Below are 24,218 nucleotides of genomic sequence, written 5' to 3'. Positions count from 1 at the left end.
TCGCCCGCCGGGCCGGAGCCCCACCGACGACCTGCGCACCCCGAGTTCCCACCAAATGCTCATATAAGCGTCATCGGTGTACATCTGTTCCGGTGTGCCCGTCCTGGGACACGCCAGGGCGCCGGCCTCTGCCGCCACCCGTGCGGGATGCGGTTTCCTGGGCCCTGCCGGGCCGGATGCAGGGGAGTGGGAGACAGATGCGCGTTCCGATGACGATGGCCGACTTCCTGGACAGGGCGGAGCTGGGGTTCGCCGACAGTCCGGGGGTGATCGACGAGCCGGACCAGCCCGCGGTGCCGGTGGCGCCGTCGACGTACGGGCGGCTGGGGGAGCGGGTGCGGGCCTGGCAGGCGGGGCTGGACGCCCTGGGAGTGGGGGAGGGCGAGCGGGTGGCGGTGGTCAGCCACAACTCGGCCCGGATGCTCGAACTATTGTTCGCCGTACCGATGAGCGGACGTATCTGTGTTCCGGTGAACTTCCGGCTGAAGGCGGAGGAGATCGAGTACGTGGTGCGCCAGAGCGGTGCCTCGGTGCTGCTCGCCGATCCGGAGGTCGAGGACGCGGTCGCCGGTGTCGAGGTGCCCCACCGGTTCACCCTGGGGGAGCGGACGGACGCCGAGCTGATGCGCTTCGGGGTGGAGCCGAGGCCCTGGTCGAGGCCGGACGAGGACGCCACCGCGACGATCAACTACACCTCGGGCACGACGGCACGCCCCAAGGGGGTCCGGCTCACGCACCGCAACATCTGGGTCAACGGACTGACCTTCGGCCTGCACACCAGGGCCTGGGAGCGTGACGTGTACCTGCACACGCTGCCGATGTTCCACTGCAACGGCTGGGGGATGCCGTTCGTGATGGCCGGCCTCGGCGCCAAGCAGGTGGTGCTGCGCAAGGTCGACGGGGCCGAGATCCTGCGCCGGGTGGACGAGCACGGCGTGACGCTGATGTGCGGCGCGCCGGCGGTGTGGAACGCGGTGCTGGACGCGGCGGCGGGCTGCGAGGGCCCGGTGCCGGGACGCGACCGGGTGCGGATCGTGTGCGCGGGAGCGCCGCCGCCCAGCCGCACGATCCAGCGGGTCGAGGAGGAGCTGGGCTGGGAGTTCACCCAGATCTACGGCCTGACGGAGACCTCCCCGCTGCTGACGTTCAACCGCGCGCGGCCCGAGGACGACGCGCTGCGGGGCGAGGAGCGGGCACGGAAGCTGTCGCGGGCGGGGCTGCCGGCGCTCGGTGTGCGGCTGCGCGTGGCGGACTCCGGTGAAGTGCTGGCGCGGTCCAACGTGGTCCTCGACGGGTACTGGGAGAAGCCCGAGGAGACGGCGGCCGTGCTGGAGGACGGCTGGTTCCGCACGGGCGACGGCGGGAGCGTCGACCCGGGGGACGGCCATCTGACGATCTCGGACCGCAAGAAGGACGTCATCATCACCGGCGGCGAGAACGTGTCGTCCATCGAGGTCGAGGACACCGTCTTCGGCCACCCCGGGGTGGCCGAGGTCGCGGTCATCGGCGTACCGGACACGCGCTGGGGCGAGACGGTCAAGGCGCTGGTCGTCCGGGCCGAGGGAGCGACGGTGACCGAGGCGGAGATCATCGCCCACTGCAAGGAGCGGATGGCGGGCTTCAAGGCCCCGACGAGCGTCGAGTTCCGGGACACCATCCCCCGGACGGCGACCGGGAAGATCCAGAAGTTCAAGCTGCGGGAGCCGTACTGGTCCGGGCGTGACCGGGGCGTCGGCTGACGGCGAGAACGCGTCGAGTTTCGTCGGGAAGCGGTGGATCTTCGGGATCGGGTCACCTGCAGCGCCCGCGGCGGCCTATGTTCACGGCGGCAACCGCTGTCGTACCCACCCCGCAGGAGGCCCCCATGCGCCGCACGCTCCGCACCGCCGTCGCCGGGGCGGTGACCGCAGCCGCCCTCGTTGCGGGCGGCACCGCCCACGCCACGCCCGCGGGCCCGGGGGTCTCGGGCCGGGTGATCAGCCGAACCACCGTCCACGGCACCGACTACATCCTGCGGGAGGTCACCATCCCGCCCGGCCAGGCGACCGGCTGGCACTACCACGACGGGCCGCTGTACGGCGTGGTCGAGCGGGGCACCCTCAGCCACTACGACTCCACCTGCGAGACCGACGGCGTCTACCGCACCGGCGACACCATCCAGGAACCGGCCGGAGCGGACTACGTCCACATCGGCCGCAACCTCGGCGACACCCCGCTCGTCCTGCGCGTCCTCTACGTCCTCCCGCACGGCTCCCCGTTCTCCGAGGACGCCCCGAACCCGGGCTGCTCCTTCGAGTGAGCCCCCGCCAGGCGGCCGAATCGCCGTGCAGCACACCGGAGTTCAGGCGCGGCGCCCCACGGCGATGTAGGTGTTGCCGAAGAAACGGAGTCCGGACATGGACCGTTCGGCCGCCCGGAACTCCTCGTCCCAGCGGGCGAGGTCGTCCGCGGTGACCAGACCCTCCGCGAGCAGGGTGTCACGGGCGGCCCAGGCGGGACCCCGCATGCCGGGCGGAGGCGTCATGACGTTGATGTGCCCCTCGTAGGCGCCGACTTCGAGGCCCGCCGCGGTGAGGAGTTCGTCGAGCCGGGTGCCGACGGCCAGGTCGTTGCCCTGACGCCGGTGCAGCGCGAGGTAGCGCTCGCTCATCTCCTCGTACGCCGCGGGCGCGCCCCGCAGCCGGAAGGCGGTCGCGTCGATGTCGACGAGGTACACCGTGCCGCCGCCGGGCCTGGCCAGCTCGGCCAGGTGGTCCACGATCGCCTGCTCCCGGCCGCCGTTGTGGGCGAGGACGTGCCGGAGCATCACCACGTCGAAGGTGCCCTCGGGCAGCGCGGTGGCGTCGGCGGAGCCGGTGGAGGTGTGCACGGGAACGCCGGAGCGTTCGGCGAGCGCGGCGGCGACGGCCAGCGCGCCGGCGTCGCGGTCCACGGCCCAGACGGCGCCCTCGGGGGCGGCGATGTCCGCCAGCCGCACCGAGAGCGCGCCCGGCCCGCACCCCACGTCCGCGATCCGCGCCCCGGACACCACCCCGGCGGCGGTCCACAGCTCGCGTTCCCGCCGCTCGGCGATGTCGGCCATGAGCCGGTAGCGCGCGATCTCCGATTCGTCGAGTGCCAGTGAGTAGTCGGCCACTGAAGGGTCCTTTCCCCTGTGCGTCGGTGGCTCATTGTGGTCCGGGGAGCCGCTGTCGCGGACCATGACGCACAGGACGTACCGCTGGTTGACGGGTGCCGGGGCGCACGGCGTGCCAGGCGCACGGCGTGCCGGGCGGCAGGCGCTCGGGCCGCGTACCGCTGCCGCGCGCGCCCGGTCAGAACATCGACCGGATGATCCCCACCGTGCGCGCCAGATGCGGTTCGGCGCGCTCGGCGCGGTGGGCCACGGCCAGCTCCACGCGCGCGTCGGCCCCGGCCAGCGGCAGGTAGGCCACTCCGTCGAGCGCCAGCGCGGTCACGGGTTCCGGCACCACCGCGACCCCCAGGCCCCCGGCCACGAGCGTGACCAGCGTCGACGTCTCGCCCACCTCGTGGCGGACGTGCGGCTCGACGCCGGCGTCACGCAGGAGTCCGACGACCACGTCGTACATCACCGAACGGCGGTCGGCGGAGTGCACGATCAGATCGGCGCCGTCGAGGTCCGCGACGCGCAGCCGCTTGCGGCGGGCGAGCGGATGGTCGACCGGCACGGCGACGACGAGCCGGTCCCGGCGCAGCGGCCGCACGGTGAGGGACGGGCCGGCCACCGGGGGACGCAGCAACGCCACGTCGATCGCGCCGGTGCGCAGCGCCTCGACCTGGTCGGGCGCCAGCATCTCGCCGCGGAAGGAGAAGTCCACGCCGGGCAGCTCCTCCGCGAGCCGCCGCGAGAGCGTGGGCAGGAGGCTGTACGTCGCCGAGCCCACGCAGCCGATCGCGAGGTGGCCCACCGTGCCGGCGGCGACCCGGCGCGCGTGGTGGGCGGCCTCGTCGACCTCGGCGAGGATCGCGCGCGCCCGCTCCAGGTAGGCCCGGCCGGCCTCGGTGAGGTCGACCCGGCGGGTGGTGCGCTGGAGCAGCTCGACGCCCAGCTCGCTCTCCAGCCGGCGGATCTGCTGGGACAGCGGCGGCTGGGCCATGTGCAGCCGCTCGGCCGCGCGACCGAAGTGACGCTCCTCGGCCACCGCCACGAAGTACCGGAGATGTCGCAGATCCATATGTCGTCCATATCAATCGGTCGGGATATGCGTACTTCAGAATATTGTGGCCGGGCAGTAGCGTCGCTGCCATGAGTGCTTTCCTGTACGCCGCGACCCGGACGCCCTTCGGCCGCTTCAACGGTGCGCTGGCCGGGGTCCGTCCCGACGACCTCGCCGCCGCCGCGATCACCTCGACACTCGCCGGGGTGCCGGGCCTCGACCCCGCCGCGATCGACGACGTGGTCTGGGGCAACGCCAACGGCGCCGGCGAGGACAACCGCAACGTCGGCCGCATGGCGGCGCTGCTCGCCGGGCTCCCGGTGAGCGTGCCCGGCACCACGGTCAACCGGCTGTGCGGCTCCAGCCTCGACGCGGCGATGGCGGCCAGCCGCACGATCGAGTCGGGGGACGCCGACGTGGTGCTGACCGGCGGAGTGGAGTCGATGACCCGGGCGCCGTGGGTACTGCCCAAGTCGGCGAAGCCGTTCCCGGCCGGCGATGTCACCGCGGTCTCGACCACGCTCGGCTGGCGGCTGGTCAACCCGCGGATGCCGAAGGAGTGGACGGTCAGCCTCGGCGAGGCCAACGAGCGGCTCGGGGAACGCTTCGGCATCTCCCGCGAGCGGCAGGACGAGTTCGCCGCCCGCTCCCACCGTCTCGCCCACGAGGCGTGGGAGTCCGGTTTCTACGACGATCTGGTGGTGCCGGTCGAGGGTGCCGACCTGACCCGTGACGAGGGCATCCGGCCCGGATCCACCTCCGAGGTACTGGCCGGGCTCAAGCCGGTCTTCCGTACGCCGGAACAGGGCGGCACCATCACCGCGGGCAACGCCAGCCCGCTCAACGACGGGGCCTCCGCCGTGCTGCTGGGCAGCGAACGGGCCGCGGCCGCCATCGGGGCCGACCCGGTCGCCCGGATCGCCGGCCGGGGCGTGATGGCCCTGGAACCGGAGGCCTTCGGCTACGCACCGGTCGAGGCCGCGAACCGCGCGCTGGCCCGCGCCGGTGTCGGCTGGGACCAGGTGGGCGCGGTCGAGATCAACGAGGCCTTCGCCGTACAGTCGCTCGCCTGCCTCGACGCCTGGAAGATCGACCCCGCCCTCGTCAACCAGAAGGGCGGAGCCATCGCGATCGGCCACCCGCTGGGCGCTTCCGGCGGGCGTGTCCTCGCCACACTGGCCAAGGTGCTGCGCGAGACGGGGCAGCGCTACGGCGTCGCCGCGATCTGTATCGGCGTCGGTCAGGGGCTGGCCGTCGTCCTGGAGAACTGCGACGCGACGGGGGCGGCGGCATGAGCCGGGCGGAGATCGTCGAGAGCGCCGACGCCGCGGTCGCCGGGGTCGAGGACGGCTCCACCGTCCTCGTCGGCGGCTTCGGCATGGCCGGAATGCCGTTCGACCTGATCGACGCGCTCATCCGGCAGGGCGCCAAAGACCTCACCATCGTCTCCAACAACGCCGGCAACGGCGATGTCGGGCTGGCCGCGCTGCTCGCCGCCGGCCGGGTGCGCAAGGTGCTCTGCTCCTTCCCGCGCCAGGCCGACTCCTGGGTCTTCGACGGCCTCTACCGCGAGGGGAAGGTCGAGCTGGAGGTGGTGCCGCAGGGCAACCTCGCCGAGCGGATGCGCGCGGCCGGTGCCGGCATCGGCGCGTTCTACTGCCCGACCGCCGTCGGCACACCGCTGGCCGAGGGCAAGGAGGTCCGGGAGATCGACGGCCGCAAGTACCTGCTGGAGTACCCGATCAAGGGCGACTACGCGCTGATCGGCGCCCACATGGCGGACACCCTGGGCAACCTCGTCTACCGCAGGACCGCGCGCAACTTCGGCCCGGTCATGGCGACGGCCGCGACGACGACCGTCGTCCAGGTGGACCAGGTCGTCGAGGCCGGGAAACTCGACCCCGAGGCCGTCGTCACGCCGTCCATCTACGTCGACCGGGTCGTCCAGGTGGAGGCCCGCCGCTACACCGTGCAGGGGGCCCGATGACCACCACGTCCCACGGACAGGCGTACGCCGGAGTGCCGAGGACCGCCGACCACCGGCTCTCGACGGACGAACTGGCCGCCGTCATCGCCCGCGACATCCCGGCCGGCGCCTTCGTCAACCTCGGTATCGGCCAGCCGACCCGGATCGCCGACCATCTTCCGGCCGACTCCGGGGTGGTGCTGCACACCGAGAACGGCATGCTCAACATGGGGCCGAAGGCCGAGGGCGACGCGATCGACCCGGACCTGACCAACGCCGGCAAGGTGCCGGTGACCGAGCTGCCGGGGGCGGCGTACTTCCACCACGCCGACTCCTTCGCCATGATGCGTGGCGGCCACCTCGACGTCTGCGTCCTCGGCGCCTACCAGGTCGCCTTCGACGGTGACCTGGCCAACTGGCACACCGGCGCCGCCGACGACATCCCCGCCGTCGGCGGTGCCATGGACCTCGCCATCGGTGCCAAGGACGTCTACGTGATGATGACGCTCTTCACCCGTTCCGGAGAGCCGAAGCTCGTACCCCGCTGCACCTACCCGCTCACCGGCGTCGGCTGCGTCAGCCGCGTCTACACCGACCACGGTGTCTTCGACGTCGGCCCCGAGGGCGTGCGCGTCCGGGAGACGTACGGCATCGACGCCCACGAACTCGCGGAGCGCCTCGGCCTCACGCCGGCCTAGGCCGCCGGCTCCCGTCCACCCGACCGCCGGCGCGTGCCCCGCGCCGGCGGTTTTTCGTGTTCTACCGGAAGCGTGTCCCGCTCCCGCACGGCGGAGCGACGTTCGGCGGCGACCGGAGTCACGCCCGACCCGGCAGCGCGCCAACCGCGGTGTCGAGAGTCACGCCTGACTCCGCGTCGGCGGCCACCGCGATGGGGACGGACCGCACGACCCATGTGGTTGAATCGTGGACATCCGGCCAGTGGCTCGAACCCTGTCGGCCGGTCCACCCGCTCTGCCCCGAGGCAGGGCTTTCACGTGGCCCGGTGACAGGTGTCAACCAGGCCGAGGCGCACCGCTCGTGCGTCGGGGGAGAGGTACAGGGGACAGGGGGCGTCTTCAGCCGGCTCTGCGGTCAGGCCCGTTGTCCGGGTGGCCGGCGGGGAGCCGGAAATTCCTGGTACCGCGTCGGCACGGCCCGCGACGTGGCAGACAGGTGCGCCACACCCATGTGCCGGCACACCCGTGCCTCGCCGCCGACTGCCGGCACGCCTGAGAAGGGAACCCGCCTTGAACGCCACCGTCTCCAATTTCTATTACGGCGCAGCGACCCCGGTCGCCGCCTACCTCATGGCATGCCTCGGCGCGGCGCTCGGGCTGCGGTGCACGACGCGGTCGCTGCGGCGACCGCGTCGCAGGGCCGGATGGCTGTGCCTGGGCGCGATCTCGATCGGCTGCGGCATCTGGACCATGCACTTCATCGCCATGATCGGCTTCAGCGTGCAGGGCGCCCTGGTCACCTACGACCTGACCAAGACGCTCCTGAGCCTCACGGTCGCCATCGGTGTCGTCGCCCTCGGCGTGTTCCTCGTGGGCTACCGGGGCGGTTCCCCGACGACCCTGGCGACGGCGGGCACGGTCACCGGCCTCGGCGTCGCGGCCATGCACTACCTGGGCATGGCCGCCGTGCACACCAACGGCACGGTGCACTACGACACCTGGGCGGTCGTCCTGTCCGTCGTCATCGCCGTCGTCGCCGCCACGGCGGCGCTCTGGGCCGCCGTCTCCATCCATACGCTGTGGGCCAGCCTGGGAGCGAGCCTGGTCATGGGCGTCGCCGTCACCGGCATGCACTACACCGGCATGGCCGCCGTCTCCGTCCACCTCACCGGCCGGTCCGCCGTCTCGCAGTCCTCCGCCGACCTGCTGTCGTTCCTGCTGGCGATGCTCGCGGGCCCACTCGTCGTCCTCCTGATCGCCGCGGTCATCGTCATGTTCGACCCCGACATGGTGCTCGGTGACGACGACTGGCGCCGGGCCGCACCCGCGTCCGCACGCGCCCGGCAGGACGGCGGGGACAACGCCTCCGCACAGCGGTCCGTCCCGCCCCACACCCCCTGGTGACCCCCTGGCCGTGAGCGACGCCGACGCCCCCGCCCCTCAGCTCTGGGTGGGCGCCCCGTAGTTGAGGTGCCGGTTGGAGCGCAGGTGCTCCCGCAGGGCCCGTTCGGTGTTGCTCACGTGCAGCAGGGCCGCTGCCTGGCTGAGGCCGGAGTCGCGGGTGACCAGGGCCGCGTAGATCGCCTCGTGCTCGGCGAGGGTCCGGCCCGCCGCCTCGTCGTCGACCAGGCCACGCCAGATCCGGGCGCGCAGCGTACGGCCCGAGACGCTCTCCAGCAGGGTCAGCAGGGTCTCGTTGCCCGTCGCCGCGACCACGGCACGGTGGAAGGCGGCGTCGTGCCGGTTGAGCAGTTCCACGTCGTCGCGGGCGTCACGCATGGCGTCCAGGTGGCCTTTGACCTCGGCCAGCTGATCGTCGCCGATCCGGAGCGCGGCCAGCCCGGTGGCGACGGGTTCGAGGAGCCTGCGCACCTCCATGAGGTCCTGCAGGGCGGCCGAGTCGCCCTGCAGCAGCTCCACCGCGCCGCCCAGCCCCTCCAGAAGCAGGCTCGGCTGCAGGCTGGTGACGTAGGTGCCGTCGCCGCGACGGACCTCCAGGACCCGCGCCACGGCCAGTGCCTTGACCGCCTCCCGCGCGAGGTTGCGGGACAGGCCCAGCTGCGCCGCGAGATCCGGTTCCGGAGGCAGCTTCGATCCCGGAGGCAGCGCACCCGTGCGGATCAGCTCACGGATCTGATCGATGGCCCTGTCCGTCAGAGACACTGCGAACTCCTCGCGCTACCGCCCCTGCCGGGCACGTCCGACCTGATCAGTCCCTGGGCACGGAGGTCGTCCCAGAGACGGTCGGAAATGTGCCGCTGATGGAGTTCCACGTTCCGTCCGACCTGTTCCGCAGTCCGCATACCGAGGGTGACATTGATGATAGTGGGGTGGGTGAGCGGGAAGGCGATCGCTGCCGCGGGCAGGGTCGTCCCGTGGGCCGCGCAGACGTCGGCGATCGCCCGCGCCCGTTCGACCAGGGCGGTCGGCGCGTCCTGGTAGTCGTACTTCATTCCCTCGGCGGGCCGGTCGCGGGAGAGCAGGCCGGAGTTGAAGACGCCGACGGCGACCACGCTCTTGTCGTGCTCCTGTGCGGCGGGTAGCACGTCGTCCAGGGCGGACTGGTCGAGGAGGGTGTAGCGGCCGGCGAGCATGACGACGTCGGCGGCTGTCTCGCGCAGGAAGCGGGCGAGCATGGCGGACTGGTTCATGCCGGCGCCGATGGCGCCGATCACGCCCTGGTCGCGCAGGTCGGCGAGGACGGGCATGGCCTCGTCGGCGGCCTGGCGCCAGTGGTCGTCGGGATCGTGGAGGTAGACGACGTCCAGCCGGTCGAGGCCCGTCCTGCCCAGTGTCTCCTCGACGGACCGCAGCACCCCGTCCCGGCTGAAGTCCCACTGCCGACGCAGATCGTCCCGTACGACGAAACCCTCGGTGTCGACACCCTGGGGCCGCTCGTTGGGGACGAGGAGCCGGCCCACCTTGGAGGAGACGACATACTCGGCGCGGGGGCGCTCGCGCAGCGCGGCTCCCAGGCGCAGCTCGGACAGGCCCAGTCCGTAGTGCGGGGCCGTGTCGAAGTAGCGGATGCCCGCGTCCCAGGCGGTCTCGATCGCGGCGCTCGCGTCCTCGACCGGGGTGACCCGGTACAGGTTGCCGATGACGGAGGCTCCGAAGCCGAGTTCGGTGAGTTCGACCGAGGTGTTCGTGATCTTCCGGCTTCCGATGGTCCGATGCCTCAACTGTGCTCCTGGTGAATACGGCTACGGCTGTTGCAGATGAGCGGGTCAGCGCCTGACGGCGGCCGACGCGCCCGCGACGAGTGCCTCGACCTCGGCGAGCGAGGCCATGGACACGTCTCCGGGGGTGGTCATGGTGAGGGCGCCGTGGGCGGTGCCGTAGGCGAGGGCCTGTTCGAGGGTGGTGCCGGTGAGGAGGCCGTAGACGAGTCCGGCGGCGAAGCCGTCACCGGAGCCGATGCGGTCCAGGACGTGCAGTCCGGGCATGCGGGGGCCGGTGACCAGGCCGGTCCCGGGCGACCAGGCGGCCGAGCTCCAGTCGTTGACACCGGCCGAGGGGACTGCGCGCAGGGTCGTCGCCAGCACCTTGGCGGAGGGCACCCGGGCGGCGACCTCGGCGAGCGCGTCCCCCACCTCGTCGGCGAGGACCTGGGCCGCACCCGGGCGGGGTCCGGCCAGGCCGAGGGCGCCGGTGACGACGTCGGCGTGGCGGGCGAGGCGGAGGTCGGTCTCGCGGGCGCGGTCGGGGCCGCCGCGGCCGGCCCAGAGGCTGGGACGGTAGTTGGGGTCGTAGGAGACGGTCACACCGTGACGGCGCGCGGCTGTCATGGCTTCGTCGGCGACGTCGGTGGTGGTGTCGGACAGGCCGGCGAAGATGCCGCCGGTGTGGAACCAGCGGACTCCGGCCGAGAAGACGGTGTCCCAGTCGATGTCGCCTGCGCGGAGCTGGGAGGCGGCGGTGTGGGCGCGGTCGCTGACGCCGAGGGCGCCGCGGATGCCGTAGCCGCGTTCGACGAAGTTGAGGCCGTTGCGGGCGGTGCGGCCGATGCCGTCGTCGGGGGTCCAGCGGATCAGGGAGGTGTCGACGCCGCCCTGGAGGATGAGGTCCTCGACGAGGCGTCCGACGGCGTTGTCGGCGAGGGCGGTGACGACGGCGGTGCGCAGTCCGAAGCAGCGGCGCAGTCCGCGGACGACGTTGTACTCGCCGCCGCCCTCCCACACCTGGAAGGTGCGGGTGGTGCGGATGCGTCCCTCCCCGGGATCGAGACGCAGCATGACCTCGCCGAGGGCGAGTACGTCGGTCACGAGGTGCTCCGTCGGACGGCTTCGGCGGTCAGGCGGCTGATCTCGGTGTAGTCGGCGTGTTCGAGATGGGCCGGGGTGGCCATCCAGCTGCCGCCCACGGCCAGGACCGGCGGCTCGGCGAGGTAGCCGGTCAGCAGATCGGGGCCGATGCCGCCGGTCGGCATGAAGCGCGCCTGGGGGAACGGGGCGGCCAGTGCGCGCAGGGTTCGCAGGCCACCGATCGCCTCGGCCGGGAACAGCTTGACCGTGCCGATGCCCATCCGCAGGGCGCGCATCAGCTCGGTCGGGGTGGCGATGCCGGGCACCACCGGTACCCTCAGCTCCCGGCATGTGGCGACCACCTCCTCGTCGAGGCCGGGGGAGACGATGAAGCGGGCCCCTGCCGCCACGGCACGTTCGGCCTGGTCGGGCGTGAGGATCGTGCCGGCGCCGACCACCAGCCCGCCGTGCGCTGCCATCGTCTTGAGGACCTGTTCGGCGTCCGATGTGCGGAAGGTGACTTCGGCGCATCGGGCGCCGCCGGTGGTGAGCGCGTCGGCGAGCGGGGCGGCCGTGGCAGGGTCGGGCACGGTCAGTACGGGCACGATCCGGGCACCGGCGAGCAGGTCGGTGATGTCGGTGTTCATCGGCCGAGCCATCCGCCGTCGACGGGCAGGACGGTGCCGTGGATGTAGGCGGCGGCGTCGGAGGCGAGGAAGACGGTGGCTCCGCCGAGGTCGGCGGCGTTGCCCCAGCGTCCGGCGGGGATGCGGTCGAGGATGGCCTTGCTGCGGGTGGGGTCGTCCTGGAGGGCCTGGGTGTTGTCGGTGGCGATGTAGCCGGGGGCGATGGCGTTGACGTTCACGCCGTGCGGGGCCCACTCGTTGGCCAGGGCCTTGGTGAGTCCGGCGATGCCGTGCTTGGCGGCGGTGTAGCCGGGCACGGTGATCCCGCCCTGGAAGCTGAGGAGCGAGGCGGTGAAGATGACCTTGCCGTGCCCCCGGGCGACCATCGTCGCGCCCACCGCCCGGGTGAGCGTGAACTGGGCGGTCAGGTTGACCTGCAGCACCGACGCCCAGTCGTCGTCGGGGTGGTGTGCGGCGGGTGCGCGGCGGATGGTGCCCGCGTTGTTGACGAGGATGTCCACGGGGCGCCGGCGTCCGGCGAGGTCGGCGCCGAGGGCGTGGACGGCGTCGGGGTCGGTGAAGTCGGTGCGGATGGCTTCGAAGGAGCGGCCCGTGGCGAGGACGTCCTTCTCCACGTCGCTGCCGGATTCCTCCAGTGTGGCGCTGACGCCGATGATGTCCGCGCCGGCTTCGGCGAGGGCGCGGGCCATGGCCCGTCCGATGCCGCGCCGGGCGCCGGTGACGACGGCGAGCTTGCCGGTGAGGTCGAAGGCGTTCATATGGCGGCTCCCTGGGCGTCGTCGGTGGTGTCGGTGCAGTCGACGAGGATCTTCATCACGTCTCCGCCGCCTTCCAGGGCCTCGAACGCGGCCGGTGCCTCGGTGAGGGGCACGACCTTGCTGATCAGCCGGTCGGCCGGGACGGTGCCGTCCGCCACCAGCACCACCGCCTTCTCGAAGTCGGCGCGGTCGTACAACCGGGCCCCGACGAGGGTGAGTTCACGCCAGAAGAAGCGGTGCAGGCTGATCTCACGGGGCCGGGGGTGGATGGCGACCAGACACAGCCGGCCCCGCACTCCCAGCACCTCCACGGCCGTGTCCACGCCACCCGCCGCACCGGACACCTCGAAGGCGACCTCCGCGCCCGCACCACCGGTCCACTCACCGACCAGTGCGGCCACGTCCTCGACGGTCGGGTCCCAGGTGATCAGGCCCAGTTCCTCGGCGAGTGCCCGCCGGTGCGCGCTCAGTTCCACCACGCGCACCTCGGCGCCGGCGGCCCGTGCGACCAGCGCGATGAGGATGCCGACGGGGCCGCCGCCGACCACCACGGTCTTCTCGCCCTCGCGGACGGCGGCCCGGCCCACGTCGTGGACGGCGACCGCGGTGGGCTCGACCAGTGCGGCCCGGTCGAGCGGTAGGGCATCGGGCAGTCGGATCAGGGTGGAGGCGGGTACGGTCCAGCGTTGCTGCATCGCGCCCGGGGAGTCGATGCCGATGAAGTCGAGGTTGTGGCAGATGTGCCGGTTGCCGGTCCGGCAGGCGGGGCAGGTGTCGTCCCAGCGCAGGGGCATCACGGTGACCGCGTCACCGGGCACCCAGCCCTCCACGCCCGGTCCGACCCGGACGATCCGGCCGGACATCTCGTGACCCAGGACCGCGGGCGCGGCGACCCGGGCGTCCATGTCGCCGTGGAAGATGTGCAGATCGGTCCCGCAGATCCCGACGTAGGCGGGGGCCAGCTCCACCTCACCGGGGCCCGGCGGCACATCGAGCGCCGGAGCCGTGTCCAACGTGCGGGCGGCCGTGTAACGGACAGCGAGGGTCATCGTGTTCTCAGGGTCCCTTCAGCGCGGACACCGACGGTCAGCAGCAGGTTGGCGTAGGTGCGGGTGTCGGCGGTGACGATCGCCAGCGCCAGATCGGGGGAGCGGGCGGCGTCGTAGAACGCGAAGCGGTCGAGCGTGCCGACCGGGACGGGTGCCAGACGGGCGCGGTACTCGGCGATGGCCGGTGGCTCCGGTTCGCCCTCCGGGGGAACCATCACCTGGGCGGACTCGACGGGCAGGGCACTGAGCAGGACGTCGAGCACGGTGGTGACGTCCAGCAGACCGGGGGCCAGGTTGAGGTGGACGGTCCGGGCGCGGTCGCCGGTGGCGGTGCTCGCGGGGTAGTGGCCGTCGGCGAGCAGGACGCGGGCGCCGTGGCCGGCTCCGGCGAGGGCTTCGAGGATGCCGGGATGCAGCAGGTCGGTCAGGAGCACGGTGTTTCCACCCTCCTCTCAGAAGCAGGGAAAAGACTCAACGGGTCCTCGTGGATGGGGAGTTCAGCCGGTAGAACTCTGTCGCGGTGCCGGTGAGGACCGCCTCGGTCTCGGCGGCGGAGCATGCGTTGAGCAGCTCCTCGACGGTGGCGGCCCACCGGTTCCAGCCGCCCGCGAGGACGCAGACCGGCCAGTCCGAGCCGAACATCAGCCGGTCGGCACCGAAGGCGGAGAGCAGGACGTGCCACACCGGACGGATGTCGTCCGTGGTCCACGTCCGGTGGTCGGCCTCCGTGACCAGCCCCGACACCTTGCAGCGCACCTGGCGATGGCCGGCCAGTCGCCGCAACTCCTTCTCCCAGGAGACCGGTTCACCCGAGGCGATGGGTGGCTTGCCGGCGTGGTCGAGGACGAGCGGCAGATCGGGGAAGCGTTCGGCGAGCCGGACCGCCTGGCCGAGCTGGTGGTGGCGCACCAGCACGTCGTACGCCAGCCCGCGATCGGCCACGGCCCGCAACCCCCGTTCCACGGACGGGCGTTGCAGCCAGCCGGGGTCCGGTTCGCCCTGGACGAGGTGCCGTACGGCCCGCAGGTGTCCGCCGCCGGGACCGGCCCGCAGCTCGTCGAGCACGTCGCCGATCGCGGGGGAGGTCAGGTCGGCCCAGCCGACGACCGCCCCGATCAGGGGATCACGCTCGGCGAGGGCGAGGAGTTCGCGGGTCTCCGGCACGGAGGTGACGCACTGGACGACGACGGTGCTGCCCAGTGACCGCCCGGCGACCTGCCGGGTCGCGGCCGTGCGCAGGTCGTCCGTGCCGAAGGTGCGGCGGATCGGTTCGTGGCCGGGCTCGTCCAGCCAGGGCTGTGGCCGGCGGGCGAGGTCCCACACATGATGGTGGGCGTCCACCAGCCGCGCGGTGTCAGACACGGGAGGACCAGACCGGGCCGTCGGGGTACGTGTACTTCTTGAGGGACTCGGGGTGCATCTCCGCGCTCAGGCCGGGGCGCTCGGGCGCCAGGTAGTGGCCGGCGGCGATGCGTACCGGGTCGACGAAGTGCTCGTGCAGGTGGTCGACGTACTCGATGACGCGGTCCTCGGTCGTGCCGGAGACGGCGACGTAGTCGAACATCGACAGGTGCTGGACCATCTCGCACAGGCCGACCCCGCCCGCGTGCGGGCAGACCGGCACGCCGAACTTCGCTGCGAGCAGCAGGATCGCGAGGTTCTCGTTGACGCCGCCGACCCGCGCGGAGTCGATCTGCACGATGTCCACCGCGCCGGCCTGGAGGAGCTGCTTGAAGACGACCCGGTTGGCGATGTGCTCGCCGGTGGCGACCTTGATGGGGGTCACCGCCCGGCGGACGGCGGCGTGGCCGAGGATGTCGTCGGGTGAGGTGGGCTCCTCGATCCAGTACGGGTCGTAGGGGGCCAGCGCCCGCATCCAGTCGATGGCGGGCTGGACGTCCCACCTCTGGTTGGCGTCGACCGCGATGCGGACGGAGTCGCCGACGGTCGCGCGGGCCGTGCGCATGCGGCGTACGTCGTCCTCCAGGTCCGCGCCGACCTTCAGCTTGATCTGGGTGAAGCCGTCGGCGACGGCCTCACGGGCGAGGCGGGCCAGCTTCTCGTCGGAGTAGCCGAGCCAGCCGGGCGTGGTGGTGTAGGCGGGGTAGCCGCGCTCCAGCAGGCGGGCGATGCGCTCCTCGCGGCCCTGTTCGGCACCGCGCAGGATCTCCCGTGCCTCCTCGGGCGTGAGGGCGTCGGACAGCCAGCGGAAGTCGATCTGGGCGACCAGCTCCTCGGGCGACATCTCGGCCAGGAAGCGCCAGACGGGCTTGCCGGCGCGCTTGGCGGCGAGGTCCCAGGCGGCGTTGACGACGGCCCCGGTGGCCATGTGGATGGCACCCTTCTCCGGTCCCAGCCAGCGCAGTTGGGGGTCGTGGACCAGGGAACGGGAGAACGCGCCGAGATCGCCGCAGACCTCGTCGACGGACAGGCCGACCACATGGGGGGCGAGGGCCGCGATGGCGGCGGCCTGTACGTCGTTGCCGCGTCCGGTGGTGAAGGCCAGGGCATGGCCCTCCAGTCCGTCTCCGGCGTCGGTGCGCAGGACGACGTAGGCGGCCGAGTAGTCGGGTTCGGGGTTCATCGCGTCCGACCCGTCCAGATGCTCGGACGTGGGGAAGCGTACGTCGAGGACGTCCAGGGCGGTGATACGGGGGGAGACTGACTCAGCGGAGGACATGGCAACTCCTGTGCGAGCAGGGGACGGAGGGCCCCTGCGACGAGATGGGGAAGACCGGGGCGCGGCGGCGTTGCCGGCATCGTGGTTCCGGGCTACTGCCGCCCGGCGTCACTCCTGGACCTTGCCGCCCGTGATGCGGGAGATCATGAGCGCGACCAGGATGATCAGGCCGTTGAGGGCGCCGATCCACTGGGCGGGGACGCCGGCCAGGGTGAGCACGTTCTGGATCATGAACAGCAGCAGGATGCCGCTGAAGGCGCCGAACATCGTGCCCTTGCCGCCGTTGAGGCTGATTCCGCCGATCACGGCGGCGGCGAAGACGGTGAAGATGTAGCCGTTGCCCTGTGCGGAGGCGACGGAGGCGAGCCGGCCGGAGAGCAGCAGTCCGGCGAGGGCGGCCAGCAGGCTGCCGGTGACGATGACGATCCACAGCACCCGGTCGGTACGGATGCCGGCCGCCTTCGCCGCGTCGACGTTGCCGCCGATGGCGTACAGGGAGCGGCCGAAGCTGGTCCAGCCGAGGACGACGACGGCGACCGCGAACAGGGTGAGGCAGAGCCAGATGGAGGCGGGCACCCCCAGCCACTGGGCCGTGCCGAGGTAGAGCATCGACTCCGGCAGCTGGAAGAAGGTCTGGCCGCCGGAGATCCCGGTCAGGACGCCGCGCAGGACGATCAGCATGCCGAGGGTGACGATGAAGCCGTTGAGGCCGAAGCGGATGATCAGCAGGGCGTTGATCACGCCGATCAGCGCGCCCACGGCGAGGGTGACGGGGATGGCCCAGGCGCCGGGCAGGAGCCCGAGTCCGTGTCCGGCGCCGGTCGGTACGACCAGCCAGGCCGCGACGCCGGGCGCGAGGCCCATGGTCGACTCCAGGGACAGGTCCATCTTCTTGACGATCAGGATCATCGTCTGGGCGAGGACCAGCAGGGCGATCTCGGACATGGTCTGCAGGACGTTGATGAGGTTGTCGCCCTGCAGGAAGACCGGGTTGACGATCTGGCCGACGACCGCGATGACCACGATCGCGGGGACCAGCGCGAGGTCGCGCAGCCGGGCCAGGGGGATGCGGCCGCCGAACAGCGCGGTCCCCTTGGCCCGGGGCCCGGTGGCCTTGGGGGCAGGTGTGTCCGCGAGGACGGTTTCAGGCATTGATGTCCACTCCTTCCATCGCGGCCACGAGGTCGTGGTCGTGCCAGCCGCGGGCGATCTCTGAGGTCACTCGGCCCTGGAACATCACCAGGATCCGGTCGCACATGCGCAGGTCGTCGAGTTCGTCGGAGGCGATGAGCACTCCGGTGCCGGTGGCCGCGGTCTCCTCGACCTTGCCGAGGAGGAACTCCTTGGAGCGCACGTCCACGCCCGCGGTCGGGTTGATCAGGACCAGCAGCCGGGGGTCGTCGGCGAGGGCGCGGGCCATGACGACCTTCTGCTGGTTGCCGCCCGACAGGGAGGAGACGGGGAGTTCGGGGCCGGGGGTCTTGATCGCCAGCTTCTCGATCATGCCCTCCGCGAGCCGGTCGCGGGTGCGGCCGCTGAGGAATCCGTTGTGCCCGAGCCGGTGCGGTACGGACAGCGTGGCGTTGTCCGCGACGGACATGTCGGGGACGTAGCCCTGGTGGTGCCGGTCCTGCGGGACGAACCCGGCGCCCGCGGCGAGCGCGGCGGGGACGCTTCCCGGACGGGGGCGCGTTCCGGCGATCTCGACCCGGCCGCCGTCGGCGGTCCGCAGCCCCACCACGGTCTCGGCGACCTCGGTACGGCCGCTGCCGGCCGCCCCCGCGAGGCCGACGATCTCCCCGGCGCGCACCTGGAGGGTGACCCCCTGATAGGCGTCGCCGTCCAGGTCGCTGATGTCCAGGGCCGAGGTGGTCCGCGTGTTCAGCGAACTCGGCCGTTCCTGGCGGCGGTCGGCGGCCGCCTCGCCGGTCATGGCGGCGACGAGTTCGGTGCGGGGGAGTTCGGTGACCGGCGCGGTCAGGATGTGCCGGGCGTCCCGGAACACCGTGACCATGTCGCAGATCTCGTAGATCTCCTGGAGGTGGTGGCTGATGAACAGGAAGGTGACGCCCTGGCGTTGCAGGTCGCGGATGCGGCCGAAGAGCCGGTTGATCGCCGCGCCGTCGAGCTGCGCGGTCGGTTCGTCGAGGATGATGAACCGGGCGCCGAAGGACAGGGCGCGGGCGATCTCGACGAACTGGCGCTGTTCCACGTCGAGTTCGCCGGCCGGTGTCTGCGGGTCCACGTCCACCGACCAGGTCGACAGCAGTTCCTGGGCGCGGCCGCGTACCCCCTGCCAGCTGATCAGCCGGTGCCGGCCGTGGTCGTGCCGGTTCAGGAAGAGGTTCTCGGCGACGGTCAGCGTGGGGATGATCGTCGACTTCTGGTAGACGCAGGCCACGCGCTGCCGCCAGGCGTCCCGGTCCGCGAGGCGGGGGGCCGGGGCACCGCCGAAGGTGACCGTGCCCTCGTCGGGTGCCTGGAGTCCGGTGAGGACGGAGACCAGGGTCGACTTGCCGGCGCCGTTGCGGCCGACGAGCGCGTGGGTCTCGCCGGGCCTGATGGTGATCCGGGCGCCGTTCAGGGCCACCGTCGGACCGAATCGTTTGACTATGCCCGTCGCCTCGACGACGGCCGGACCCGCCGGGGCCCGTCCGTCGTCCGCCGGGGCGGGCGCGGGAGTGACTGTCCGCTCCCCGTCGCTCATCTCAACCGCCTTGTGTTCGTGAGCCGTCGCGTTGCCTGACGATCCATCAGCCGAGGTTGTTGCCCCACAGGGAGGTGTCGTCGCTCTTGACGCTGGGCACGCCGCCGTAGGTGCCGCCGTCGGCGGTCACGAGCGGTGCGGAGAGCTGGTCCTCCAGCAGACCGTCCCGGACCTGGATGATCGTGCTGTCGTGGTCGGTCTTGCCGGGCTTGAACTTCTTCCCGTCGATCGCGGCCTTCAGGTAGTACAGGGCGTACTTGGCGTAGAGGTCGGCCGGCTGGGAGACGGTGGCGTCGATCTTGCCCGCCGCTATCGACTTCAGCTCCTCGGGGATGCCGTCGTTGGAGACGACGAACACATGCTTCTTGTTCTTCGGGTCGACCAGCAGGCCCTTCTGCTTGAGGACCTGGAGGGTGCCGGACAGGGCGAAGCTGGACTGCATGTAGATGCCCTTGATGTCCGGGTTGGCGGTCAGGTCCGTCTGCAGCTTCTGCGCGGCGACGGCGCCGTCCCAGTTGGTGGCCTCACCGAACACCTTGATGCCCGGGTAGTCCTTCTTCATGCACTCGTTGAACGCCTCGGTGCGGTCACGGCCGTTGATGGAGTCGAGGCCGCCCTGGAGCATGACGACCTTGCCCTTGCCGCCGAGCTTCGTGCCGAGGTACTGGCACGCCTTCTCCCCGTACGCGCGGTTGTCGGCGCGCACGACCATGTAGACCTTGCCGCTGTCGGGGCGGGTGTCGACGGTGACGACCGGGATCTTCTTGGCCCCCAGCTGCGCCAGGGTGGGCGCGATGGCGGCGGTGTCCTGCGGGGCCATCGCCAGGCCCTTGACGCCCTGGCTGATGAAGGTCTGGGCGTTGGCGGTGAGCTTGGCGACGTCGTTCTGCGAGTTGGTGGTCTTCAGGGAGAGGCCCAGTTCCTTGGCGTACTCCGGCGTGTACTTGATGTACGAGTTCCAGAAGTCGGTGTCGGAGCGCGGGTAGTCGACGCCGACCAGCGGCTCGGAGTCGCTCGACGCGGTGGTGCTGCCGGAGCCGCCGCAGGCGGTCAGCAGCGCCAGGGCGGAGAGGGCGGAGGCGGCGGAACAGAGGGCGGTTCTGACTCTCATCGATGATTCCTCACGCTGGTCCCGGAGCGGGAGATGTTTCGGGCGGGTGGCGACTGCGTGTCGCTACCAGGGAGAGATGGGATGTATTTTTAGGCCGGGATCGATCCCATGTCTAGCCCCTTGTGTGTTTCGCCTGTAAATGCCGGTTGATCGCCTGCTGCTTCACCGAGAAGGCCGCAGGAGGCGAATAAATCCATCCCATTAATCATGGCCGGTTCGTGATGTGGCCGAAACGAGCGGGCCCGTCGGCACGTGCGATGCCCCGACGAGACGAACGCGAGCAGAAGGCACGGGTCAACGCGAGCAGAAGGCAGTGGTCAAGGGGGCATGGCGGCGGCGACGCAGGCGCGTACCTCTGAGGCTCGCGCTCCCGCCGTCGACCCCCATTCGCTCGTGTCACGCCGGCCCCTCGGCGCGCGTGCGTGTCGGCGGTCCGGGCGGGGGAGAATGGGGGCCGAACCCTACGGTCGGCCATTGCGGAGGAGCGGGACATGCAGGACGCGCGAGCAGGGCAGGTCGCCGGACCCGAGGATCTCGTCGATGTGGCCCGCCTGGTCACGGCGTACTACGCACTCCACCCCGACCCGGCCGAGCCCGGGCAACGGGTCGCCTTCGGCACCTCGGGACATCGCGGTTCGTCCCTCGCTGCCGCGTTCAACGACGACCACATCGCCGCCACCAGCCAGGCCATCTGCGAGTACCGCACCGCGCAGGGCACCGACGGCCCTCTCTTCCTCGGCGCCGACACCCATGCCCTGTCCGAGCCCGCCCGGATCACGGCGCTGGAGGTGTTCGCCGCCAACGACGTGGCCGTCCTCATCGACCAGGCCGACGGCTACACGCCCACCCCGGCGGTCTCGCACGCCATCCTCGCCCACAACCGCGGCCGTACGTCCGGCCTCGCCGACGGTGTGGTGGTCACCCCCTCGCACAACCCGCCCGCCGACGGCGGCTTCAAGTACAACCCGCCGAGCGGCGGCCCTGCCGGCTCCGAGGCGACCTCGTGGATCCAGGACCGGGCCAACGAGATCATCACCGGTGGCCTGAAGGACGTACGGCGCATCCCGTACACCCGCGCCCTGGCCGCGCCCGGCACCGGCCGCCACGACTTCCTCGGCGCCTACACGGCCGACCTGCCGAACGTCCTGGACCTGGACGCGATCCGGTCCGCCGGCGTGCGCATCGGTGCCGATCCGCTGGGCGGCGCCTCCGTCGCCTACTGGGGCCGGATCGCCGAGCAGCACCGGATCGACCTGACGGTGGTGAACCCGCTCACCGACCCCACCTGGCGGTTCATGACGCTGGACTGGGACGGCAAGATCCGCATGGACTGCTCCTCGCCGCACGCCATGGCCTCGCTCATCGAGCGGCGCGACCGGTTCGACATCTCCACCGGCAACGACGCCGACGCCGACCGGCACGGCATCGTCACGCGGGACGGGGGCCTGATGAACCCCAACCACTATCTGGCGGTGGCGATCTCCTACCTCTTCGCGCACCGATCCCGGTGGCCCGAGGCCGCCGGGATCGGCAAGACCCTGGTGTCCTCCTCCATGATCGACCGGGTCGCCGCCGACGTCGGCCGGCGACTGGTCGAAGTCCCCGTCGGCTTCAAGTGGTTCGTCGACGGCCTGTCCGGCGGGACGCTCGGATTCGGCGGCGAGGAGTCGGCCGGCGCGTCCTTCCTGCGCCGCGACGGCTCGGTGTGGACCACCGACAAGGACGGCATCATCCTGGCGCTGCTCGCCTCCGAGATCACGGCCGTCACCGGCAAGACCCCCTCGCAGCACTACACCGCGCTCACCCACCGCTTCGGCGCCCCCGCCTACGCGCGCGTCGACGCCCCCGCCTCCCGTGAGGAGAAGGCGCTGCTCGCCAGGCTCTCGCCGCGCCAGGTCACCGCCGACACCCTCGCCGGTGAGCGGGTCACCTCGGTCCTCACCGAGGCCCCGGGCAACGGCGCCGCCCTCGGCGGCATCAAGGTCGGCACCGACAACGCCTGGTTCGCGGCCCGCCCTTCGGGCACGGAGGACGTCTACAAGATCTACGCGGAGTCCTTCCTCGGCCCCGACCACCTGCGCCGCGTCCAAGAGGAGGCCAGGTCCGTGGTGCTCGCCGCGCTCAGCGCGTGACGAGGACGGCTCCTCCGGCGCGGGGCGCCGCCGCCGGGCGCAGGTTGACATTCTTTCAAATACCGTCATTCACAAGGCTGTTGGCGGTCATGTTCCCGCGGTGAACGGGCACGCGCACGCCCCCCGGCGGTGTAGCTTCTACCCGTCAGTAGAGGCTTGAGCAAGGGTGGACGTGTGGGTGCCTCTCCGCATGCGGAAAAGTTTGCCGCCTGCCTTCGGATGCTGAAGGACCGCAGTGGCCGGGGCTACGACCGCCTCGGCAAGGAGGCCGGTGTCAGCGGCTCCAGCCTGCACCGGTACTGCTCCGGCCTGAGCGTGCCGACGGACTACCGGGTGGTGCACGCCTTCGCCAAGGTGTGCGGCGCCGGCGCGGAGGAACTGCGCGAACTCCACCGGCTGTGGGCGCTGGCGGACACCGACCGGGACACGCCGCCCGCGACGGCGGAGGCGAGCCCCGGCCCCGAGGCGCCCGCAGAACGCGGGCCGGTCCCGGACGCCACCACCGCACCGGAGATCATCGCCGGCGAGGCCGGGCGGCCGCGCCGGTTCCAGGTCACCGGGAAGCTCACCTCCCGTTTCGCGCTCCTGGCCGCCGTGGTCGTGGTGACACTGGTGGCCGGCCTGGTGTGGTGGCCGGCGGGGGCTCCGGCCGGAGCCTCACCGAAGGCCGACGACAGGCTGCTGTACTCGCCCGCCTGCGAGTCGGTGAGGATGGGGCAGCACGACGCGTGCGTACGCGAGGTGCAGGTCCTGCTGACGCGGGCGAAGGGCCGTCTCGCCGTCGACGGGGACTTCGGTCCGGAGACCCTGCGCCGGGTGACCGCGTTCCAGGTGCTGGCGGGCGTGCCGGCCAGAAGCGTCGTCGACGACGCCACGAAGAAGGCGCTCTACGCGGGAAAGGTCAGCATGGCGAGCTGGTCGCCGGCCGAGGTGACGAAGCGGATCCGTGAGGTGTTCGTCGAGGATCCCGACACCGCCGTGGCGATCGCCCGCTGCTCGTCGTTCCTCGACCCCCTGTGGGTGCTGCCCAACACCAACGGCAGCCGCAACTGGGGCGTGTTCCAGATCTCCGACGCCAGTCTGCGGGAGCTGGACGGCACACCGCGGCGGGCCTTCGACCCGGAGTGGAACATCGAGGCGGCCCACCGTCTGTGGAGCGTGCGGCGCGATTTCCACGACTGGCCCGCCTGCGAGGCCGCGCTGAAGGACACCCCCAAGAGCTGAGGCCCGGGAGGGCCGGCCACCGCCGCGGCGGTACCCGGCCCTCCCGGTCCGGTCGTCCGGGGAGGCGTCAGACCGTGCCGCTCTCCCACCACCAGTCGCGGCCGAGGTCCGCCCGGCTGTCGACGTGCTGGTGATCGACGGTGTACCGCTCCAGCCCGGAGAACCCGCAGGTCTCCGCCTTCTGGTAGACGGTCTTGGTGGCGACGCCGGGCACGTCGAGGTCGGCCGCGGTGCCGTACAGGTGCATGCTGTCACTGGCCCCGCCGATCTCGGCGTTGTGCGCGATGCTGCGGAAGCCGGAGTTGACCGTGATCGGCTTGTCGCCCAGCTTCTTGCGCAGCGCCTCCAGCTTGTACATGCAGCGGCGGGCGTTCTCCTTCACCTGCGCCGCGCTCGCCTTGCCCCCGTTGAAGGTGCCGCTCGACTGGTCCACGAACTCGCTCCAGTTGAAGTGGGCCGTGGAACCGTCCGACTGCTCCAGCGCGTTGAGCTTCGCCTGGGTGTTGGGGCCGGCGATGCCGTCGGCGGTGAGACCGTACGCGGCCTGGAATCTGCGCACGGCCGCGGCCGTGCCGGGGCCGAAGTCCCCGTCGATGCCGACCCGGCTGTGGCTGGGGCTGTCGGCGGCCCAGCCCGCGACCCTGATCTGCAGTTCGGTCACGTCGGCGCCCTTGTCGCCCTGGTTCATGGTGCGTGACCACGCATAGGCCTGTGCGGTGCCCGAGAACAGCAGCGGTCCGAACGCGATGCCGGCGCCGGCGGCCACGGTGCCCCGCAGCAGGGCACGACGGTCGAACGGGCGGAAGGAGGAGGTCATCTGGGTCGTACCTTTCGGGAACGGTGGT

The 24,218-nt window shown here is 71.7% G+C and carries 23 protein-coding genes; 8 read left to right on the top strand and 15 right to left on the bottom strand.

Annotated elements, in window-relative coordinates:
• Positions 1-197 precede the first annotated feature (197 nt).
• Positions 198-1,739 carry an AMP-binding protein gene (locus ACZ6BB_RS22660; RefSeq protein ID WP_471616951.1) on the top strand — a complete coding sequence of 514 codons (1,542 nt, stop codon included), beginning with the start codon at positions 198-200 and terminating at the stop codon, positions 1,737-1,739.
• Between the two features lie 125 nt (positions 1,740-1,864).
• Positions 1,865-2,299, top strand: coding sequence for a cupin domain-containing protein (locus ACZ6BB_RS22655; RefSeq protein ID WP_471616950.1), 435 nt, complete (start codon positions 1,865-1,867; stop codon positions 2,297-2,299).
• 42 nt (positions 2,300-2,341) lie between these two features.
• Here ACZ6BB_RS22655 and ACZ6BB_RS22650 read toward each other — a convergent pair whose 3' ends face one another.
• Together ACZ6BB_RS22650 and ACZ6BB_RS22645 are read right to left on the bottom strand one after the other, a co-directional pair.
• Positions 2,342-3,136: a methyltransferase domain-containing protein gene (locus tag ACZ6BB_RS22650; RefSeq protein ID WP_471616949.1), complete on the bottom strand. Its 795-nt coding sequence runs from the start codon at positions 3,134-3,136 to the stop codon at positions 2,342-2,344.
• A 178-nt stretch (positions 3,137-3,314) separates the two neighbouring features.
• Positions 3,315-4,196 (bottom strand): LysR family transcriptional regulator, encoded by an 882-nt coding sequence (locus ACZ6BB_RS22645; protein ID WP_471616948.1) that lies wholly within the window; start codon positions 4,194-4,196, stop codon positions 3,315-3,317.
• A gap of 71 nt (positions 4,197-4,267) precedes the next feature.
• On the opposite strand from ACZ6BB_RS22645, the gene ACZ6BB_RS22640 reads away from it, so the two are divergent.
• The 4 genes from ACZ6BB_RS22640 (at position 4,268) to ACZ6BB_RS22625 (ending at position 8,225) form a co-directional block, all read left to right on the top strand.
• A complete protein-coding gene (locus ACZ6BB_RS22640; RefSeq protein ID WP_471616947.1) occupies positions 4,268-5,473 on the top strand; it encodes a thiolase family protein in 1,206 nt (401 codons plus the stop codon).
• Positions 5,470-6,165: a 3-oxoacid CoA-transferase subunit A gene (locus ACZ6BB_RS22635; protein WP_471616946.1), complete on the top strand. Its 696-nt coding sequence runs from the start codon at positions 5,470-5,472 to the stop codon at positions 6,163-6,165. Before ACZ6BB_RS22640 ends, ACZ6BB_RS22635 begins: the two co-directional genes overlap by 4 nt.
• The gene (locus ACZ6BB_RS22630) at positions 6,162-6,842 is read left to right on the top strand and encodes a 3-oxoacid CoA-transferase subunit B (protein WP_471616945.1); all 681 of its coding nucleotides are present in this window, start codon (positions 6,162-6,164) and stop codon (positions 6,840-6,842) included. Before ACZ6BB_RS22635 ends, ACZ6BB_RS22630 begins: the two co-directional genes overlap by 4 nt.
• A 549-nt stretch (positions 6,843-7,391) precedes the next feature.
• Entirely contained in the window at positions 7,392-8,225 is an 834-nt protein-coding gene (locus tag ACZ6BB_RS22625) for an MHYT domain-containing protein (protein WP_471616944.1), read from the top strand.
• Between the two features lie 36 nt (positions 8,226-8,261).
• Here ACZ6BB_RS22625 and ACZ6BB_RS22620 read toward each other — a convergent pair whose 3' ends face one another.
• The 12 genes from ACZ6BB_RS22620 to ACZ6BB_RS22565 form a co-directional block, all read right to left on the bottom strand.
• Positions 8,262-8,984 (bottom strand): FadR/GntR family transcriptional regulator, encoded by a 723-nt coding sequence (locus ACZ6BB_RS22620; protein ID WP_471616943.1) that lies wholly within the window; start codon positions 8,982-8,984, stop codon positions 8,262-8,264.
• Positions 8,975-9,988 (bottom strand): aldo/keto reductase, encoded by a 1,014-nt coding sequence (locus tag ACZ6BB_RS22615; protein WP_471617019.1) that lies wholly within the window; start codon positions 9,986-9,988, stop codon positions 8,975-8,977. Before ACZ6BB_RS22615 ends, ACZ6BB_RS22620 begins: the two co-directional genes overlap by 10 nt.
• Positions 9,989-10,048: 60 nt before the next feature.
• Positions 10,049-11,086: a PfkB family carbohydrate kinase gene (locus ACZ6BB_RS22610; RefSeq protein ID WP_471616942.1), complete on the bottom strand. Its 1,038-nt coding sequence runs from the start codon at positions 11,084-11,086 to the stop codon at positions 10,049-10,051.
• Positions 11,083-11,712 carry a bifunctional 4-hydroxy-2-oxoglutarate aldolase/2-dehydro-3-deoxy-phosphogluconate aldolase gene (locus ACZ6BB_RS22605; protein ID WP_471616941.1) on the bottom strand — a complete coding sequence of 210 codons (630 nt, stop codon included), beginning with the start codon at positions 11,710-11,712 and terminating at the stop codon, positions 11,083-11,085. Before ACZ6BB_RS22605 ends, ACZ6BB_RS22610 begins: the two co-directional genes overlap by 4 nt.
• A complete protein-coding gene (locus ACZ6BB_RS22600) occupies positions 11,709-12,470 on the bottom strand; it encodes an SDR family oxidoreductase (protein ID WP_471616940.1) in 762 nt (253 codons plus the stop codon). The genes ACZ6BB_RS22605 and ACZ6BB_RS22600 overlap by 4 nt, the downstream gene beginning before the upstream one ends.
• Positions 12,467-13,519: a zinc-dependent alcohol dehydrogenase gene (locus tag ACZ6BB_RS22595; protein ID WP_471616939.1), complete on the bottom strand. Its 1,053-nt coding sequence runs from the start codon at positions 13,517-13,519 to the stop codon at positions 12,467-12,469. Before ACZ6BB_RS22595 ends, ACZ6BB_RS22600 begins: the two co-directional genes overlap by 4 nt.
• A complete protein-coding gene (locus tag ACZ6BB_RS22590) occupies positions 13,516-13,953 on the bottom strand; it encodes an RbsD/FucU domain-containing protein (protein ID WP_471616938.1) in 438 nt (145 codons plus the stop codon). The genes ACZ6BB_RS22595 and ACZ6BB_RS22590 overlap by 4 nt, the downstream gene beginning before the upstream one ends.
• A 37-nt stretch (positions 13,954-13,990) precedes the next feature.
• Positions 13,991-14,881 carry an amidohydrolase family protein gene (locus ACZ6BB_RS22585; protein WP_471616937.1) on the bottom strand — a complete coding sequence of 297 codons (891 nt, stop codon included), beginning with the start codon at positions 14,879-14,881 and terminating at the stop codon, positions 13,991-13,993.
• Positions 14,874-16,199, bottom strand: coding sequence for an L-fuconate dehydratase (locus ACZ6BB_RS22580; protein ID WP_471616936.1), 1,326 nt, complete (start codon positions 16,197-16,199; stop codon positions 14,874-14,876). Before ACZ6BB_RS22580 ends, ACZ6BB_RS22585 begins: the two co-directional genes overlap by 8 nt.
• A 108-nt stretch (positions 16,200-16,307) precedes the next feature.
• Positions 16,308-17,351, bottom strand: a complete 1,044-nt coding sequence (locus ACZ6BB_RS22575) for an ABC transporter permease (protein ID WP_471616935.1) — start codon at positions 17,349-17,351, stop codon at positions 16,308-16,310.
• A complete protein-coding gene (locus tag ACZ6BB_RS22570; RefSeq protein ID WP_471616934.1) occupies positions 17,344-18,906 on the bottom strand; it encodes a sugar ABC transporter ATP-binding protein in 1,563 nt (520 codons plus the stop codon). The genes ACZ6BB_RS22575 and ACZ6BB_RS22570 overlap by 8 nt, the downstream gene beginning before the upstream one ends.
• Before the next feature lie 46 nt (positions 18,907-18,952).
• Entirely contained in the window at positions 18,953-20,017 is a 1,065-nt protein-coding gene (locus ACZ6BB_RS22565; RefSeq protein ID WP_471616933.1) for a sugar ABC transporter substrate-binding protein, read from the bottom strand.
• A gap of 491 nt (positions 20,018-20,508) precedes the next feature.
• Between ACZ6BB_RS22565 and pgm the strand changes: the two genes are divergently transcribed.
• Positions 20,509-22,149 carry a phosphoglucomutase (alpha-D-glucose-1,6-bisphosphate-dependent) gene (gene pgm, locus ACZ6BB_RS22560; protein ID WP_471616932.1) on the top strand — a complete coding sequence of 547 codons (1,641 nt, stop codon included), beginning with the start codon at positions 20,509-20,511 and terminating at the stop codon, positions 22,147-22,149.
• A gap of 174 nt (positions 22,150-22,323) precedes the next feature.
• Positions 22,324-23,373 carry a helix-turn-helix domain-containing protein gene (locus ACZ6BB_RS22555; RefSeq protein ID WP_471616931.1) on the top strand — a complete coding sequence of 350 codons (1,050 nt, stop codon included), beginning with the start codon at positions 22,324-22,326 and terminating at the stop codon, positions 23,371-23,373.
• 67 nt (positions 23,374-23,440) lie between these two features.
• On the opposite strand, the gene ACZ6BB_RS22550 is transcribed toward ACZ6BB_RS22555, so the two are convergent.
• Positions 23,441-24,190 (bottom strand): D-Ala-D-Ala carboxypeptidase family metallohydrolase, encoded by a 750-nt coding sequence (locus ACZ6BB_RS22550; RefSeq protein ID WP_471616930.1) that lies wholly within the window; start codon positions 24,188-24,190, stop codon positions 23,441-23,443.
• Between the last annotated feature and the right edge of the window lie 28 nt (positions 24,191-24,218).

This window comes from Streptomyces sp. NPDC041108, from assembly GCF_055592645.1.
Note: the sequence above shows the minus strand (reverse complement) of the source record. Positions and strands in the feature narration are given on the sequence as shown.

What these genes read in the sequence shown, in the direction of transcription:
- ACZ6BB_RS22660 (WP_471616951.1), top strand. Translation starts at nt 198, where the DNA reads ATGCGCGTTCCGATGACGATGGCCGACTTCCTGGACAGGGCGGAGCTG.
- ACZ6BB_RS22655 (WP_471616950.1), top strand. Translation starts at nt 1,865, where the DNA reads ATGCGCCGCACGCTCCGCACCGCCGTCGCCGGGGCGGTGACCGCAGCC.
- ACZ6BB_RS22645 (WP_471616948.1), bottom strand. Translation starts at nt 4,196, where the DNA reads ATGGATCTGCGACATCTCCGGTACTTCGTGGCGGTGGCCGAGGAGCGT.
- ACZ6BB_RS22640 (WP_471616947.1), top strand. Translation starts at nt 4,268, where the DNA reads ATGAGTGCTTTCCTGTACGCCGCGACCCGGACGCCCTTCGGCCGCTTC.
- ACZ6BB_RS22635 (WP_471616946.1), top strand. Translation starts at nt 5,470, where the DNA reads ATGAGCCGGGCGGAGATCGTCGAGAGCGCCGACGCCGCGGTCGCCGGG.
- ACZ6BB_RS22630 (WP_471616945.1), top strand. Translation starts at nt 6,162, where the DNA reads ATGACCACCACGTCCCACGGACAGGCGTACGCCGGAGTGCCGAGGACC.
- ACZ6BB_RS22605 (WP_471616941.1), bottom strand. Translation starts at nt 11,712, where the DNA reads ATGAACACCGACATCACCGACCTGCTCGCCGGTGCCCGGATCGTGCCC.
- ACZ6BB_RS22600 (WP_471616940.1), bottom strand. Translation starts at nt 12,470, where the DNA reads ATGAACGCCTTCGACCTCACCGGCAAGCTCGCCGTCGTCACCGGCGCC.
- ACZ6BB_RS22595 (WP_471616939.1), bottom strand. Translation starts at nt 13,519, where the DNA reads ATGACCCTCGCTGTCCGTTACACGGCCGCCCGCACGTTGGACACGGCT.
- ACZ6BB_RS22580 (WP_471616936.1), bottom strand. Translation starts at nt 16,199, where the DNA reads ATGTCCTCCGCTGAGTCAGTCTCCCCCCGTATCACCGCCCTGGACGTC.
- ACZ6BB_RS22575 (WP_471616935.1), bottom strand. Translation starts at nt 17,351, where the DNA reads ATGCCTGAAACCGTCCTCGCGGACACACCTGCCCCCAAGGCCACCGGG.
- ACZ6BB_RS22570 (WP_471616934.1), bottom strand. Translation starts at nt 18,906, where the DNA reads ATGAGCGACGGGGAGCGGACAGTCACTCCCGCGCCCGCCCCGGCGGAC.
- ACZ6BB_RS22565 (WP_471616933.1), bottom strand. Translation starts at nt 20,017, where the DNA reads ATGAGAGTCAGAACCGCCCTCTGTTCCGCCGCCTCCGCCCTCTCCGCC.
- pgm (WP_471616932.1), top strand. Translation starts at nt 20,509, where the DNA reads ATGCAGGACGCGCGAGCAGGGCAGGTCGCCGGACCCGAGGATCTCGTC.
- ACZ6BB_RS22550 (WP_471616930.1), bottom strand. Translation starts at nt 24,190, where the DNA reads ATGACCTCCTCCTTCCGCCCGTTCGACCGTCGTGCCCTGCTGCGGGGC.